Below are 15622 nucleotides of genomic sequence, written 5' to 3' on the forward strand. Positions count from 1 at the left end.
TCTAACCGACAATCCGCCAGCCGCGGGCGGCCAGCTCAGTGGTGAGGCGGCTGACCGCCTCGGGGAGGATGCTGATCTCGGCGAGCCCGATCTGGGCTCCCGGGGAGTGTTCGAGGCGCAGGTCCTCGAGGTTGACGCCGGCCTCGCCGATTTCGTTGAACAGGCGGGCGAGCTGGCCGGGGGTGTCGTCGACCATCACGGTGAGGCTGGCGTACCGGCGGTCCTGGCCGTGCTTGCCGGGCAGCCGGGCCACGCCGGTGTTGCCGCCGGCGATCTCCTCGGCCACCTGGCGGCGGGCGCCGGGGGCGGATGGGTCGGCGAGGGCGCCGATGAACCGGTCCAGGTCGTCGCGCAGCGCGAGCAGGATCTCCCGTACCGGCGCGGGGTTGGCGCCGAGGATCTGCACCCACAGTTCCGGGTCGCTCGCGGCGACGCGGGTGACGTCCCGCAGGCCCTGCCCGGCGAGGTTCAGCGCGGAGGCGGGCGCGTCGGTGAGGCGGCGGGCCATCAGGGTGGCCACCACCTGGGGCACGTGGGAGACGAGGGCGACACCCTTGTCGTGCTCTTCCGGGGTCATCTCCACCAGGGTGGCGCCGAGGTCGAGGATCAGGTCGTCGATCGCGGTGGCGCGCTGGTAGCTGATGTCATCGTGCGCGGCGACCACCCACGGCCGGCCGATGAACAGGTCGGCGCGGCCGGCGAGCGGTCCGCCGCGTTCCCGGCCAGCGAGGGGGTGCGAGCCGATGTAGCGGGACGTGTCGGCGCCGCGGGCGCGCAACTCGGTCAGCGGGGCCAGCTTGACGCTGGCCACATCCGTCACGATCGCGTCGGGGAACGCGTCGAGTTCACGGGCGACGATGTCGGCGGTCACGTCCGGTGGCACACACACCACGATCAGCTGGGGGGCGTCGGCGGGCGTGGCGGCGCGGCCGGCACCGTAGTCGATGGCCAGTGACAGGTTGGTCGGCGACGCGTCGGCGAGGATCACGTCGATGCCCCGGGCGCTCAGGCCCAGGCCGATGCTGGTTCCCAGGAGACCTGCGCCGACGACACGCACCGGCCCGATCAGGCGAGACTCGACCACGTTCGGCTCCAAACTTGCGCGGGTGACAGGGTGAAACGGATGCTGCGGGTTACTCAGCCGGCTACTTCTGCACTTCGGCGCGGGACACCGTGAGCAGCTGACCGAGTTCCACCTTAGTGAGGTCGCGCACGGCGCCGGAGCGGAGGGTGCCCAGCTGCAGCGGCCCGAACTGGCGGCGGACCAGGTCCACGACGGGGTGGCCGACGGCGTCCATCATCCGGCGCACGATGCGGTTGCGGCCGGAGTGCAGGGTCAGCTCCACGAGGGTGAAGCCGTCGCCGGGAGGGCTGGTGAGGATGCGGGCCTTGTCGGCGGCGATGGGGCCGTCCTCCAGCTCGATACCGCTCTGCAGCTTGCCGATGGTCTGCGCCGAGACGCGGCCCTCGACCTTGGCGATGTAGGTCTTGGCGACGCCGAAGGAGGGGTGCGCGAGAACGTGGGCAAGGTCACCGTCGTTGGTCAGGATCAGCAGGCCGCTGGTGGCGGCGTCGAGGCGGCCCACGTTGAAGAGGCGCTCCTCGTAGCCTTGCGTGAACTGGCGGAGGTCCGGCCGGCCGCTCTCGTCCTGCATGGAGGAGACCACGCCGACGGGCTTGTTCAGCATCACGTAGCGGCGGCTGGTGTCCAGCTGCACGGCGACGTTGTCGACGGCGATCTTGTCGGTCTCGGGGTGCACGCGGCGTCCGAGTTCGGTGACGACCTTGCCGTTGACCCGCACCCGACCGGAGCTGATCATTTCTTCGCTGACCCGGCGGGAGGCGACGCCCGCGGCGGAGAGCACCTTCTGCAGGCGGATGCCGTCGGCGGCGGCCTCGGGGTTGGTGGCGAAGTCCGGGTTGGTGCTGCTGGTGTCGGTGTAGCCGTCGTTGTGGTCGGTCATGGTAGATCCTCGAATCCGTTCGCACCGTCGGCGAGCAACGGCGAAATTAGTGGCAACTCGTCGAGCGAGTTGATTCCCAGCTGGGTGAGCAGCAGGTCGGTGGTGGCGTAATTGATCGCGCCGGTCTCGCTATCGGTGAAGGCCTCGGTGATCAATCCGCGGCCCAGGAGGGTGCGCACGACCGAGTCGACGTTAACGGCCCGAATCGAGGCTACCGCGCCGCGGCTGATCGGTTGCTTGTAAGCGATCACCGCGAGGGTCTCCAGGGCTGCCTGGGAGAGCCGGCTGGGGTTCTGGGTGAGCACAAAATCGGCCACGACCGGGTCGTGCTCCGCGCGCACGTAGATGCGCCAGCCGCCGGCCACCTCGCGTAGTTCGAAGCCGCGCCGCACGGTGCCGTCGACCCCGTCGAAGTCGGCGACCAGCCGCAGGATGGCCGCGCGTACGTCCACGAGCGGGTGCGCGACCGCGGTCGCCAGGTGCACCAGGCTCTGCGGCTCATCCGCCACCATCAAAATCGCCTCAAGGCGCCGCTCAATGGCCACCGCTCCCCCGCCGCCGTTCGAGCGATTCCCGTCGGTCGAGCCTGTCGAGACCTCGTCAAGGGTCGTCACACTGGCATCAAGACTCATAATCGCCTCCAAGGTTCGCAAGATTGTCATCCGACCAGCCCTCGGCATCCCAGTGCAAACTGAGCTCGCCCAGCGGTTCGAGCTGGTCGAAGGTCAGAGCCCCGTGCCGGTACAGCTCCAGCACGGCAAGAAAACGGGCGATCACAAGCCCCTTCTCGGCGCAGTCCACGATCAGCTCCCGAAACGTCAGGCTTCGGTTGGCCCGCAACATCGCCACCACGATCGCCGCCTGCTCCCGGATGCTGACCAGCGGCGCGTGCAAATGCTCCAGCCCCACGGTCGGCAGCTCTCGCGGCGTGAGCGCCAACGCCGCCAGCGCGCCGAAATCGCCCAGCGACAACGTCCACACGAGCTCCGGCGTGGTCGTACGGTATTTCTCCTCGAGCCGCACCGAGCGCACATGGCGGGTGGCCTCGTGCTCGAGGCGTTCGAGGAACCACTCCGACGCGGTCTTGAACGCCCGGTACTGCAACAGCCGGGCGAAGAGCAGGTCGCGGGCCTCGAGCAGCGCCACGTCCTCGGCATCCACCAGTTCGCCCTGCGGCAGCAGCCCGACCAGTTTGAGGTCGAGCAGGGTGGCGGCCACGACGAGGAACTCGGTGGCCTGGTCGAGCTCCTCGGCGGCGTCGAGCCCGCGCAGGTAGGAGATGAACTCGTCGGTGACCCGGCTCAGCGAGATCTCGGTGATATCGAGTTCGTGCTTGCCGATCAACGAGAGCAGCAGGTCGAACGGTCCCTCGAAGTTCTGCAGAGCCACCGAGAATCCGGGCGCGGGTGTACCGGCGTCGCCGATGGACTCGAGCGTGCCGGTGCCGGCCGTGCGGGTGTGGGTCGTGGCGGTGGTCGCCGCGACGCGGGCCGAAGCGGCCGAGGTGCGCTTAGGCGACCGCGCCACGCTGGATCAGTTCCCGCGCCGCCTGCTTGTAGGCCTTGGCGGCGGCGTGTTCCGGAGCGAACTCGGTGATCGGCACCCCCGCGACACTGGCATCCGGGAATTTGACCGTACGGCCGATGACGGTGTCGAGCACCCGGTCGCCGAACGCGTCAACGACCCGTTCGAGTACCTCGCGCGAGTGCAGGGTGCGGGAGTCGTACATGGTGGCCAGGATGCCGTCGAGTTCGATGGCCGGGTTGAGCCGGTCGCGCACCTTGTCGATGGTTTCGATGAGCAGCGCCACCCCGCGCAGGGCGAAGAACTCGCACTCCAGCGGGATCAGCACGCCGTGGCTGGCGGTGAGGGCGTTGACGGTGAGGATGCCCAGCGACGGCTGGCAGTCGATGAGGATCACGTCGTAATCGTTGGAGACCTTGCGCAGCACCCGGGCGAGAATCTGCTCGCGGGCGACCTCGTTGACGAGGTGCACCTCCGCGGCGGAGAGGTCGATGTTGGCCGGGATGATGTCCAGACCCACGACGGAGGTCTGCTGGATGGCTTCCTTGGGATCCTTGGAGCCGCTCAGGAGCAGGTCGTAGATGGTGGTGACGTCGTGGGTGGGCACGCCGAGACCGGCCGACAGGGCGCCCTGCGGGTCGAAGTCGATGGCGAGCACCCGGCGGCCGTAACCGGCCAGTGCCGCTCCCAGGTTGATGGTGGTCGTCGTCTTGCCGACGCCGCCCTTCTGGTTGCACAGCGAGACGATGCGCGCCGGGCCGTGACTTTTCAGCGGGGCGGGCTCATCGAACACCTGCAGCGGGCGACCGGTCGCACCGGTGGGTGGTTCCTCGAGTCCGGGAAGCTGCGTCCGGCTATCCGTTCTACGCGCCACTGGGCTGTCCTCGATCCGTCATGCAGTTCACTTGGTTGATTCTACCGAGCCGAGAGGCCCAGCCCGGCCAGATTCCCCGGTGTGCCGCCAGCTGCCTCGCCGGCTGAGTCAGCCGGCCTTCTTGTCGTCGGTGCCCCGGCGCACCCGCACCACGGTCTCCCAGCCGGCCACGATCACGAGCACCCCGGTGGTCACCGAGCCCAGCTGCAGCGGGGTGAGCTCGAAGGCCGCGCCGAACGCAACCAGCAGCGCCCCGAGGCCCATCAGGTACGACACGAGCAGCTCCCGCGCCACGACGAGCCGGAACAGCAGCATCCCCAGCACGTAGAGCGCCGGCCCTCCCACCAGGACCACCGCGGTGGACAGGGTCATCTCCGCGTGCGGATGCGTGAGCACTTCTTTGTCGGCCACCGAGGTGAGCACGATGCCGGCGATGATCACGGCGTGCACGTAGGTGTACGCGAGCCGGGCGATGCGACCGGGCTCCGCGGCGGCGGCGATGGCCTTGGCGCCGGCGCGTTCGCTGTGGTCGAAGTACAGCCACCACATCGCCACGGTCGCACCGAACGCGAGCAGCATGCCCAGGACGCTCGCCGCCGAAGATTCCTTCGCGACGAACGCGAATCCGGTGACCAGCAGCGATTCGCCCAGGGCGATGATCACGAACAGGGCGCTGCGCTCGGCGATGTGCGGGCCGGAGAGGTTCCACTGGTCGATGCCGGACGCGCCGAGTCCCGGCACCCGGAAGCCGACCCCGGCGGAGAGGTACTCGATGGCCAGGGCGATCAGCCAGAGCGGCAGCCGATATTGCAACGGCAGCAGCGCCCCGACGATCCAGAACACGCTCGAGAGAGCCAGCCAGATCAGGATCCGCACGAAGGTGCGGCGCAGCTCGGCGTCGTGCCGGGCCACGGCGAGCACCATGAAGGCCGTGCGGCCCAGTTGCAGCACCGAGTAGGCCAGCGCGAAGACGATGCCGCGGTCGCCGAACGACTCGTAGATCGAGACGCTCACCACGAACCCCACCAGCGACAGGCCCAGCACCACGCCGCGCACGGGCAGCTTGGCCGGGTCGAGCCAGTTGGTCACCCAGGTCGTGTAGACCCACACCCACCAGAGCGCGAGCACCAGCATCGCCGACTCGAGGGCACCCTCCCAGGACTGGTTCTCGTAGAGGTAGCGGGAGAGCTGGGTGAGCGCGAAGACGAAGATCAGGTCGAAGAACAGCTCGACGTAGGTGACCCGGTCGGAGCTGGTGGAGTCCTCGGGCCGCAGCAGATTGCGGCGGATGCCGAAGCGGCCGGCCGGCGTCGGTGCGGGCGGTGGTGTTGAGGTACGGGTCACTCCCCCATTGTGGCCGCCCTTGCCTGCGAAACACACACACATACACAGGTCACCGGCGGGCGGCGCGGGTCAGCGGGCGCGGGGGTGCGCCGTGGTGTACACGTCGCGGAGGGTGTCGATGGTGACAAGGGTGTAGATCTGGGTGGTGGCCACCGACGAGTGACCGAGCAGTTCCTGCACCACGCGCACGTCGGCGCCGCCGGAGAGCAGGTGGGTGGCGAACGAGTGCCGCAGCGTGTGCGGCGACACCTCGATGCCCAGCTGGGCGCGTTCCGCGGCGGCCCGGATGATCAACCAGGCGTTCTGCCGGCTCACCCGATGCCCCCGCACGCCGAGGAACAGCGCCGGGGTGGACTTACCCCGCCCCGACAGCACCGGTCGGGCCCGCACCAGGTACGCGTCCACGGCGGCCCGGGCGAAGCTGCCGACGGGCACGATGCGCTGCCGGTTGCCCTTGCCGGTGAGCCGCACCACGTCTTCCTCGAGCATGTCGTCCACGTTGAGGTTGACCACCTCGGACACCCGCGCCCCGGTGGCGTAGAGCAGTTCGAGCAGCGCCTTGTCGCGCAGCTGCTGCAGTTCCTCCCCGTCGGTCGCGGCCAGCAGCGCGTTCACCTGCTCGATCGAGATGGCCTTGGGCAGCCGCAGGCCGAGCTTGGGCGGTTTGGTCTCGTGCGCCACGTCCACGTCCACCAGCGATTCCTCGAGCAGGAACCGGTGGAAGCCGCGCACGGTGCTCAGGATCCGCGCGACGGAGGCCGCGGTCAGCGGCGATTCGGTGCGACTGCCCAGGTGCTGCACGAACGCGCTCACCTGCGGCCCGGTCACGGCGCGCAGATCGGTGATCTCGGTATCCGTGAGCCAGCCGGCGTAGATCACCAGGTCGCGCCGGTAGGCGGCGACGGTGTTGGCGCTCAGCCCGCGTTCAATCGAGACATGCCGCAAGAACGAGTGCACGGCCGGCTCGATGAGCGCGGGGCCGGTCACACCGTGTGGTCCCAGTTGTTCGGATGCCGCGGCCAGGGCAGGTCGGCCGGCGCCAACGACGCCCAGCCGCGGGAGCGGGAGGCGGCGGCAGCCAGCACACCGACAACAAGCGACGGGTTCTGCACCCGGCGGGCCAGCGCGGCGTCAACGGCGTCGTCCAGGGACACCCAGCGGGTGACCATGTCGGCTTCCTCGTCGGTGCGGTCGAAGGCCTCGGTGGCCGGCGACAGGCCGCGGGCCAGGTAGATGCGGATCACTTCGTTGCTGCCGCCCGGGGACGTGTAGAACTCGGTGAGCACATTCCACTCGGATGCGACGACGTCGGTCTCTTCGGCCAGCTCGCGCTGGGCGCCGAGAAGAGCGTGTTCGCCGTCGACGTCGAGCAGCCCGGCGGGCAGCTCCCACTCCCGCATCCGCACCGGGTGCCGGTACTGCTGGATCAGCAGCACCCGGTCCTGGTCGTCGAGGGCGAGAATCGCGACCGCACCGGGGTGGTCGACGTACTCACGCACGATCTCGGCGCCGTTGTAGTCGAACGCGTCCTGGCGGATGTTCCACACGTGACCGTCGAACCGCACCGCACTGGAGGTCAGCGCGGTCGGTGCCGGCTCATCCTCGATACGGGGCAGCAACGCGTCGGCTTCGGCGCGGGCGGCGAGGGTCTCAGGCATCTTCCTTGACCTCGAACAGGCGGCTGGCCTGCTGGCGGTCCAGGGCCGCACCGATCAGGCCGACGAACAGCGGGTGCGCGTGGCTGGGGCGTGAGCGCAGTTCGGGGTGGGCCTGGGTGCCCACGTAGAACGGGTGCTCGGCGCGGGGCAGCTCCACGTACTCGACGAGGTGGCCGTCGGGCGAGGTGCCGGAGAACCACAGGCCGGCCTCGGCGATCTGGGCGCGGTAGTTGTTGTTCACCTCGTAGCGGTGACGGTGACGCTCGGACGCGACCGGGGCGCCGTAGAGCTCGGCAACGATGGACCCGTCGGCGAGGTTGGCCGGGTACAGGCCGAGGCGCATGGTGCCGCCCAGGTCGCCGCCGGCGATGATCTCGACCTGCTCTTCCATTGTCGCGATCACGGGGAACTCGGTCTCGGGCTCGAACTCGCTCGACGAGGCGCCGTCGAGGCCGGCCTTGTTGCGGGCGTATTCGATGACCATGCACTGCAGGCCCAGGCACAGGCCGAGCACGGGGATGGCGTTCTCGCGGGCGAACTTGAGGGCGCCGAGCTTGCCCTCGATGCCGCGCACGCCGAAGCCGCCGGGCACGCAGATGCCGTCGAGCTCGGCGAGCATCGCCGCGGCGCCTTCGGGCGTCTCGCAGGTGTCCGAAGCGATCCACTCGAGCTTGACCTTGGTCTGCTGGGCGAAACCGCCGGCGCGCAGCGCCTCGGTCACCGAGAGGTACGCGTCGGGCAGGTCGATGTACTTGCCGACCAGGCCGATGGTGACCTCGTGCTTGGGCTCGCGCACGGCGTCGAGCACGCGCTGCCAGGCGGTCCAATCCACGTCCTTGACCGGCAGGCTCAGGGCGTCGGTGATGTACTTGTCCAGGCCCTGCTCGTGCAGCACGGCGGGGATCTCGTAGATGCTGGGCACGTCGACGCAGTTGACGACGGCGTCTTCTTCGACGTCGCACATCAGCGCGATCTTGCGCTTGTTGGATTCGGAGACGGGGCGGTCGCTGCGCAGCACCAGGGCATCCGGCTGGATACCGAGGGAGCGGAGCGCTGCGACGGAGTGCTGGGTGGGCTTGGTCTTCTGCTCACCGGAGGCGGCCATGAACGGCACCAGCGACACGTGCACGAAGAAGACGTTCTTGCGGCCCAGCTCGTGGCGCACCTGGCGGGCGGCCTCGATGAAGGGCTGCGACTCGATGTCGCCGACGGTGCCGCCGACCTCGGTGATGATGACGTCGGGGCGCGGCTCGTCGCTGGCCTGCAGGCGCATCCGTCGCTTGATCTCGTCGGTGATGTGCGGGATGACCTGGACGGTGTCGCCGAGGTACTCGCCGCGGCGTTCGCGGGCGATGACCTGTGAGTAGACCTGACCGGTGGTGACGTTCGCCGCCTGGGTGAGGTTGATGTCGAGGAAGCGCTCGTAGTGGCCGATGTCGAGGTCGGTCTCCGAGCCGTCGTCGGTGACGAAGACTTCACCGTGCTGGAACGGGTTCATCGTGCCCGGGTCGACGTTGAGGTAGGGGTCCAGCTTCTGCATGACGACGCGTACGCCGCGAGCAGTCAGGAGGTTGCCGAGGCTTGCCGCCGTCAGGCCTTTACCCAATGAAGAAACGACACCACCGGTCACAAAAATGTGCTTCGTAATGCCGTCTGAATTGTCCGCGTTTGTAATGTTCACCACGGGCTTCGATCCTATCACCTAGCTGGGGCCTCTCCGTTGGAGCGAGTTGAGTGGGCAAGTTCAATGAGCTCGCGAGCGTGCTCGAGGCCGCTGGCGGAGTCGGGCAGTCCGGAGAGCAGCCGGGCCATCTCGGCGGCCCTGTCGTCGCCGGTGAGCTGGCGTACGCTGCTCGCGGTGACCGAGCCGTGGCTGTCCTTGACGACGCTGAGGTGGTTGCCGGCGAACGCCGCCACCTGGGCGAGGTGGGTGACCACGATCACCTGGGCGGTTTCAGCGAGTCGGGCGAGTCGCCGGCCGATCTCGATCGCGGCCGCGCCGCCCACTCCGGCGTCGACCTCGTCGAAGACGAAGGTGGGCACAGGGTCGGTGGCGTTGATGACGACCTCGATGGCCAGCATCACCCGCGACAGCTCGCCCCCGGATGCGCCACGCGCCAGTGCCCGCGGCTCGGCGCCCGCGTGGGGCTGCAACATGATGCGCACCAGGTCGTGGCCGGTCACCGAGACCTCGTCCAGCCGGTCGATCTCCACCACCAGGCGGGCGTCCGGCATGGCCAACGCGGCCAGTTCGGTGGTGACGGCGGCGCCGAGCGCGGCGGCCGCGGTGGTGCGGATGCCGGTGAGCGCCTCGGCGAGCCGCTGCACGAGGTCGCGGTCGGCGGCCGTGTCGGCGCGCAGGGCGTCGATCCGGTCGGAGTCGCTGTCGAGCTCGAGCAGGCGGCTGCTGCCGGTGTCGAGAAAGTCGATGGCCTCGTCGAGGCCGCCGACGAACTTGCGCGAGAGCACGCTCAGCTCGGCGCGGCGCTCCTGCACCACCTCCAGTTCCCTGGCGCCGTCGGCGTCCAGGCCGGCGAGGTAGCTGGAGAGTTGGGCGGCGATGTCGGCGACGATGAAGCCGGCGTTGGCGAGGGCCTCGGCCAGCGGCGGCAGCACCGGGTCGTGTGCGGCGGCCCGGTCCAGCTGGCGGCGGGCGGATTCGAGCAGGGCGACGACATCGGGCGTGTCGTCGGTGGATTCCTCGGCCGAGAGCAGTTCGCGAGACGAGGCGGCGGCCAGCCGGAGTTCTTCGAGGTTGCCCAGGCGTTCGGCGCGGCCGGCGAGTTCGTCGTCTTCGCCGCGCTGCGGGGCGGCGAGCTCGATCTCGGCGATCCGCAGGCGCAGGTCTTCGGCTTCTCGGGCCCGGCGGTCCTGCTCGGCGATGAGCAGGTCGAGTTCGGCTTGGTTGGCGTGCCAGCGGTGGTAAACGTGCTGGAAGGCCATGAGGGCCTCGGTGAGTTCGGGGCCGGCGAACCGGTCCAGAGCCCCGCGCTGCGCGGAGGTGGACCGCAGGCGCACCTGGTCGGACTGGCCGTGCACGACGACGAGGTCACCGCCGAGGTCGCCGAGCACCCCGGCGGGGGCGCTGCGGCCGCCGACGACGGCGCGGCTGCGGCCTTCGGCCGACACCGAACGGCTGAGCAGCAGCTCGGGGCCGTCGAGGTCTCCTCCGGCGTCCCGCACCCGCTGGGCGACGGACCCGTCGGGGGCGATCAGCCAGCGGCCCTCCACCCAACTCTGCGGTTGGCCGGCGCGCACGGTGCCCGGGTCGGCGCGCTCGCCCAGCAGCAGGCCGAGCGCGGTGACGACCATGGTCTTGCCCGCGCCGGTCTCGCCGGTGATGGCGGTGAAGCCGGGGCCGAGCGGCAGGGTGGCTTCCTTGATCACGCCGAGGTCGCGGATGACGAGTTCTTCGATCATGCGGTCACCTCACTCACGTCCGACCGGGCCCCGCCAGCCCGTGATGGGCAGGTTGAACTTGTTCACCAACCGGTCGGTGAACGGGCCGCTGTGCAGCCGGGCGAGACGTACCGGAACCGGTGAGCGTCGCACGACCACCCGGGCGCCAGGCGGCAAATCATGCACGCGACGGCCATCGGCGCAGAGCACCGCGGTGCTGTCGCCGCGGGCAAGGATCTCCACGGCGAGGGAGGAGTCCGGTCCGACAACGAGGGGGCGGGCGAACAGGGCATGGGCGCTCAGCGGCACGAGCAGCAGGGCGTCCAGGCTCGGCCAGACGATCGGTCCCCCGGCGGAGAACGAGTAGGCGGTCGACCCGGTGGGGGTGGACAGCACCACGCCGTCGCAGCCGAAGGCGGACAGCGGGCGGCCGTCGACCTCGATGATGACCTCGATCATCCGCTGCCTGCTGGCCTTTTCGACGGTGGCCTCGTTGAGCGCCCAGGTTTCGTAGACCACTTCGTGGTCCACCTTCACCCTCACCGAGAGCGTCATGCGCTCCTCCACGAGGTAGTCGCGCAGCAGGGCGCGACGCACGGCCTCGCCAAGGTCGTCGCGTTCGCTTTCGGCCAGGAATCCCACGTGGCCCAGGTTGATGCCCAGCAGCGGCGCGGAGCAGCCGCGCACGATCTCGGCGGCGCGCAGGATGGTGCCGTCGCCGCCGAGCACGATCACGAGTTCCAGGTCGGTGGCCTGCACGGTCTCGCCGAGCACGGCGGTGCTGCCGTTCAGTTGCGGGCAGGACGCCAGCAGGTCGGCGCGTTCCTCGGCGGCCAGCACCGGTACGGCGCCGGCGGCGATCAGCTGTTCGCAGACGGTGGCCGCGGCTTCGAGGGAGTCCTGACGGCCGGTGTGGGCGACGACGAGGATGTGTCGTGGCGTTGCGGTCATGCGCGTCACGCTCCCACCAGGATGGTTATCCGATCGATCCATTCTGTCGGATTAGTTCCGGTTCCACGTCTGAGCCACACGAGATACTCGTGGTTGCCTGCGGCCCCGGCGATCGGCGACGCGATCAGGCCGTTCACGCCGAGCCCCAGGTCCCAGGCGGCCCAGAGCACACCGGCGACGGCGTCGGCGCGAAGTCCGGCGTTGTGCACGACACCCTCCCGGATGCCGCCGCGACCGACCTCGAATTGGGGTTTGATCAGCAGCACGAAGTCGGCACCTTCGGTTGCGGTGGCAACCAGGGCCGGCAGCACCGTGGTGAGGGAGATGAACGAGAGGTCGCCGACGACGAGGTCGGGTTGCTCGGTGATGCCGGAGGCTCCCGCGATGGACTCCGCGGTGGCGTAGCGCAGGTTGAAGCCCTCGACGAGCGTCACCCGCTGGTCGGCCTTGATGGTCGGCGACAGCTGGCCGTGGCCCACGTCGACGGCGATGATCCGGGCGATGTCGCGTTCGAGCAGCACCTGGCTGAAGCCGCCGGTGGAGGCACCGGCATCCATCGCGGTGCGGCCGGCGACCGGTAGATCGAACGCGTCGAGCGCGGCAACGAGCTTGTGCGCTCCGCGGCTCACGTAGTGGTCGGTGGGGGCCACGGCGATGACCTGGCTCTCGCGCACCTTGGCGGATGCCTTGACGACAGGGCTGCCGTCCACGGTGACCAGGCCCTCGGTGATGAGCCGGGCGGCGACGGTGCGCGATCGCACCAAGCTCCGTTCGAACAGCGCCGAATCCAGGCGCTGCTCCCCCGTGGGTGAAACCGTGGGTTCAGCGGCGGACGCCGGTGGCGTGCTGATCGGCACGCTGGTGGGCTGTGGCGCCGACCGTCTCGGCTCCGGCGCGTCCTCGTGCTGGGTCCCCATCTCGGGGTCTGGCTCTGGCGTGCTGGAGGTGGTCATTCGGCCTTCGATCGGGGCACGTCGCCACCTTCGAGGTGGTCGCGCAGACTGTCGTGCAGCTGGAGATACGCCGCGGCCCGGTCCTCGAGCGGCAGCGCCTCGGCGGCCGTGATGCGGGCCTCGAGGTCACCGTCCAGCACGGGCGGGGCGGGTGCGTCGTCGGTAGGCGCGGGCGCTGGTGCAGACGGCGTCGGGCGCGGCCCCGGGCGACCCGGGGTCGGCGCACTGGGCGGCCCGGCCGCATCTACTCCGTCTGCACTCACGCCTCCTAGGCTACCGTCCGAGATAGAGGCTCTCCGGAACGTTGAGGCCGTAGATCGGTCGGCCGGACGCCCAGATCACGGCGCAGGCGGCCCGCAACAGGTTGATTCCGTCGTCGCCGACGGCCATGATCTCCACGTCGGCGCCGTGGATGCGCACGCTGGCGCCGTCGACCGTGGCCTGGGACTTGTCCTTGGAGAAGACCGTCACGGGGTAGGGCTCGTGCAGCTGGCGCAGGTCCTCGAGGATGAACGTCGGACGCTCCGTGGGGCCGGCCGCCAGAGCCTGCTTGGCCTTGTCGATGCCGGTGAGCACGAGCACCGACGGCATCCCAGCGCGGTTGGCGCCGAGAATGTCGGTGTCGAGCCGGTCGCCGATGAACAGCGGGGCGGTGGCATCGAAGCGTTTGATGGCCTCGAGGAAGATCGGGATCTCCGGCTTGCCGGCCACGAGCGGCAGACGCCCGACCGCGGTGTGCACCGCGGAGACCAGGGTGCCGTTGCCCGGGGCGATGCCGCGGGCCTGCGGAATGGTCCAGTCGGTATTCGTCGCGATCCACGGAATGCCCGGGTAGTCGCCGTCCAGGGTCACGCCGGCGTTCAGCGCAAAGCTGGCCTCGGCCAGCTGGGTCCAGCCCACGTCAGGAGCGAAGCCCTGCACCACGGCGGCCGGGGAATCCTCGGCGGACCGGGTCACCTCGAAGCCGTGCTTCTGCAGTTCGTCGACGAGACCGTCGCCGCCCACCACCAGGATCCGCGATCCGGCCGGCACCTGCTCCACGAGCAGCCGCATGGCTGCCTGGGGCGAGGTGACGACGTCGGACGGCGCCACGGTGAGACCGAGGTCGGTCAGGTGGCCGGCCACGGATGCATCCGTGCGTGATGCGTTGTTGGTGATGTAGCCCACCCGGATGCTTTCAGCGGCCTTGTTGAGGCCGTCGATCGCGTACGGGATGGCGTGTGGGCCGGCGTAGACGACACCGTCGAGGTCGGCCAGGACCACGTCGATGCCGGCCAGGGGTGTGGCCGGCTCAGTCAACGGGCGTCGTTTCAGGATCTTCGTCCACACCCTTGGCGTCGTCGTGTGATTCGTCATCGGATGAAGCAGCGTCCTCGGTGTCAGTTTCGGTGTCAGAGATGGTGATGGTGTCGTCGGCGGTCTCGAGCTCGTCGGGCGTGTCGGCGTTGTCCTGATCGGACTCGTCCTCATCCTGGTCGGCGTCCTCGTCCTCGTCCTCGTCTTCATCGAATTCTTCGTCGAGTTCGACGATCTCGATGGTCTCGTCGACGTCGCCGTTCAGAGCGGCGTCCGCGCGGGAGGCACGTTCGTTCCAGACGTCGGCCTCGTCGGTGCGGCCGAGTTCTTCGAGAACCTCGGCGTAGGCGGCGAACAGCTCCGAGCTGTAGGAGAACGCGGTCTTGGGGTCGAGCTGGGCGATTTCGAGCTCGCTCAGCGCGGCCTCGGTCTCCCCCAGGTCGAGACGGGCGCCGGACATGGCGATGGCCAGGGCCACCTGAACGCCGGCGGGCAGGGTGGAGCGGTCCACCGAACGGCCCAGCTCCAGGGCGCGGTCGGGGCGGCCTACGCCGCGTTCGCTGTCCACCATCAGCGGCAGCTGGGCGTTGGAGCCCGAGATACGGCGGTAGGTGCGGAGTTCCCGCAACGCCAGGGCGAAGTCGCCGGTGGCGTAGGCCGTGATGGCCAGGCTCTCGCGCACCACGGCGATGCGGCCGGCGCGACGCGCGGCGCTCATGACGTGGCGGTGCGCCAGCTCCGGGTCTTCCTCGATGACCCGGGCGGCCATGGCCAGGTGACGGCCCACGGCTTCCGCGTTGTCCTTGGTGAGGGTCTTGAGCTCATTGCGGGCGATGCGGTCGAGGTCCTCGGACGTGATGTCGTCGGGCAGCTCGGGGTCGTCGTGACGCGGGCGCACCGAACGCAGCTCGCGCTGCATGCGCTGCTCTTCGGTCATCTCCTCTTCGACGACGCGGGCGTCGCGGTCACCGCGGGCGGGGGCGCCTTCGCGGGTCCACAGTTTCTTGCCGGAGTCGCGGGGAGCTCCGGCGCGGGTCGGCGAGCCGCCGCGGGCACTGTCCTTCAGCCACGGCTTGTTCTCGGTATCGCGCTGGGGACGGTCGGAGTTGCCCTTGTACGCGGGGCGGTCGCTGTTGCCCTTGTACGCGGGACGGTCTCCGTCACGCTGCGGACGGTCGGAGTTGCCCTTGTACGCGGGGCGGTCGCTGTTGCCCTTGTACGCGGGACGGTCACCGTCGCGCTGCGGACGGTCGCTGTTGCCCTTGTACGCGGGACGATCGCTGTTGCCCTTGTACGCGGGACGGTCGCCATCACGCTGCGGACGGTCGGAGTTGCCCTTATATGCCGGACGGTCCGAGTTGTACGCGGGACGATCGCTGTTGCCGCGGTAGGGAGGACGGTCACCATCGCGCTGCGGGCGGTCCGAGTTGCCCTTGTACGCCGGACGGTCCGAGTTATATGCCGGGCGGTCGCTGTTGCCGCGGTAGGGAGGACGGTCACCATCGCGCTGCGGGCGGTCGGAATTGCCCTTGTATGCCGGACGGTCGCTGTTGCCCCGGTACGGAGGACGGTCGCCGTCGCGCTGCGGACGGTCGGAGTTGCCCTGGTACGCCGGGCGGTCGCTGTTCCCGCGGTAGGGAGGGCGGTCGCCGTCGCGCT

Annotated in this window: 15 protein-coding genes; all 15 read right to left on the reverse strand. The window is 69.6% G+C overall.

Annotation, left to right across the window (positions count from 1 at the left end):
- Position 1: 1 nt before the first annotated feature.
- Positions 2-1084, reverse strand: a complete 1083-nt coding sequence (locus tag E3O60_RS00915) for a prephenate dehydrogenase (protein ID WP_240632426.1) — start codon at positions 1082-1084, stop codon at positions 2-4.
- 61 nt (positions 1085-1145) lie between these two features.
- On the reverse strand, positions 1146-1964 hold the full coding sequence (locus tag E3O60_RS00920) for a pseudouridine synthase (RefSeq protein WP_103478981.1): 819 nt from the start codon (positions 1962-1964) through the stop codon (positions 1146-1148).
- On the reverse strand, positions 1961-2596 hold the full coding sequence (locus tag E3O60_RS00925; protein WP_088455766.1) for an SMC-Scp complex subunit ScpB: 636 nt from the start codon (positions 2594-2596) through the stop codon (positions 1961-1963). The genes E3O60_RS00920 and E3O60_RS00925 overlap by 4 nt, the downstream gene beginning before the upstream one ends.
- Positions 2586-3389: a ScpA family protein gene (locus E3O60_RS00930; protein ID WP_240632484.1), complete on the reverse strand. Its 804-nt coding sequence runs from the start codon at positions 3387-3389 to the stop codon at positions 2586-2588. The genes E3O60_RS00925 and E3O60_RS00930 overlap by 11 nt, the downstream gene beginning before the upstream one ends.
- An 85-nt stretch (positions 3390-3474) precedes the next feature.
- Positions 3475-4362: a ParA family protein gene (locus E3O60_RS00935; protein WP_088455765.1), complete on the reverse strand. Its 888-nt coding sequence runs from the start codon at positions 4360-4362 to the stop codon at positions 3475-3477.
- Positions 4363-4470: 108 nt separating this feature from the next.
- Positions 4471-5706 carry a low temperature requirement protein A gene (locus E3O60_RS00940; RefSeq protein ID WP_198415676.1) on the reverse strand — a complete coding sequence of 412 codons (1236 nt, stop codon included), beginning with the start codon at positions 5704-5706 and terminating at the stop codon, positions 4471-4473.
- Positions 5707-5775: 69 nt separating this feature from the next.
- Entirely contained in the window at positions 5776-6693 is a 918-nt protein-coding gene (gene xerD / locus E3O60_RS00945; RefSeq protein ID WP_241993181.1) for a site-specific tyrosine recombinase XerD, read from the reverse strand.
- Entirely contained in the window at positions 6690-7364 is a 675-nt protein-coding gene (locus tag E3O60_RS00950) for an NUDIX hydrolase (RefSeq protein WP_134496889.1), read from the reverse strand. The genes xerD and E3O60_RS00950 overlap by 4 nt, the downstream gene beginning before the upstream one ends.
- On the reverse strand, positions 7357-9012 hold the full coding sequence (locus E3O60_RS00955; RefSeq protein ID WP_174776715.1) for a CTP synthase: 1656 nt from the start codon (positions 9010-9012) through the stop codon (positions 7357-7359). Before E3O60_RS00955 ends, E3O60_RS00950 begins: the two co-directional genes overlap by 8 nt.
- A gap of 50 nt (positions 9013-9062) precedes the next feature.
- On the reverse strand, positions 9063-10784 hold the full coding sequence (recN, locus tag E3O60_RS00960; RefSeq protein ID WP_134496891.1) for a DNA repair protein RecN: 1722 nt from the start codon (positions 10782-10784) through the stop codon (positions 9063-9065).
- A 9-nt stretch (positions 10785-10793) separates the two neighbouring features.
- On the reverse strand, positions 10794-11714 hold the full coding sequence (locus E3O60_RS00965; RefSeq protein WP_088455761.1) for an NAD kinase: 921 nt from the start codon (positions 11712-11714) through the stop codon (positions 10794-10796).
- A 5-nt stretch (positions 11715-11719) separates the two neighbouring features.
- Complete coding sequence (locus E3O60_RS00970; protein ID WP_241993182.1) at positions 11720-12667, reverse strand: TlyA family RNA methyltransferase; 948 nt, start codon at positions 12665-12667, stop codon at positions 11720-11722.
- Positions 12664-12930 carry a hypothetical protein gene (locus tag E3O60_RS00975; RefSeq protein WP_133163905.1) on the reverse strand — a complete coding sequence of 89 codons (267 nt, stop codon included), beginning with the start codon at positions 12928-12930 and terminating at the stop codon, positions 12664-12666. The genes E3O60_RS00970 and E3O60_RS00975 overlap by 4 nt, the downstream gene beginning before the upstream one ends.
- Positions 12931-12940: 10 nt before the next feature.
- Positions 12941-14023 carry an HAD-IIA family hydrolase gene (locus E3O60_RS00980; protein ID WP_134408837.1) on the reverse strand — a complete coding sequence of 361 codons (1083 nt, stop codon included), beginning with the start codon at positions 14021-14023 and terminating at the stop codon, positions 12941-12943.
- Positions 13959-15622: primosomal protein (locus tag E3O60_RS18640; RefSeq protein WP_174845043.1), on the reverse strand; the 1664-nt coding region annotated here is incomplete at its 5' end. The genes E3O60_RS18640 and E3O60_RS00980, both read right to left, overlap by 65 nt.

The sequence above is a fragment of the Cryobacterium sp. TMB1-7 genome, from assembly GCF_004402435.1.
In the GTDB taxonomy this organism is placed as follows: domain Bacteria; phylum Actinomycetota; class Actinomycetes; order Actinomycetales; family Microbacteriaceae; genus Cryobacterium; species Cryobacterium zongtaii.

Excerpts from the sequence above, each read along its gene's own strand:
- E3O60_RS00920 (WP_103478981.1), bottom strand. The coding sequence starts at position 1,964 with ATGACCGACCACAACGACGGCTACACCGACACCAGCAGCACCAACCCG.
- E3O60_RS00925 (WP_088455766.1), bottom strand. The coding sequence starts at position 2,596 with ATGAGTCTTGATGCCAGTGTGACGACCCTTGACGAGGTCTCGACAGGC.
- E3O60_RS00950 (WP_134496889.1), bottom strand. The coding sequence starts at position 7,364 with ATGCCTGAGACCCTCGCCGCCCGCGCCGAAGCCGACGCGTTGCTGCCC.
- recN (WP_134496891.1), bottom strand. The coding sequence starts at position 10,784 with ATGATCGAAGAACTCGTCATCCGCGACCTCGGCGTGATCAAGGAAGCC.
- E3O60_RS00965 (WP_088455761.1), bottom strand. The coding sequence starts at position 11,714 with ATGACCGCAACGCCACGACACATCCTCGTCGTCGCCCACACCGGCCGT.
- E3O60_RS00970 (WP_241993182.1), bottom strand. The coding sequence starts at position 12,667 with ATGACCACCTCCAGCACGCCAGAGCCAGACCCCGAGATGGGGACCCAG.
- E3O60_RS00980 (WP_134408837.1), bottom strand. The coding sequence starts at position 14,023 with ATGACGAATCACACGACGACGCCAAGGGTGTGGACGAAGATCCTGAAA.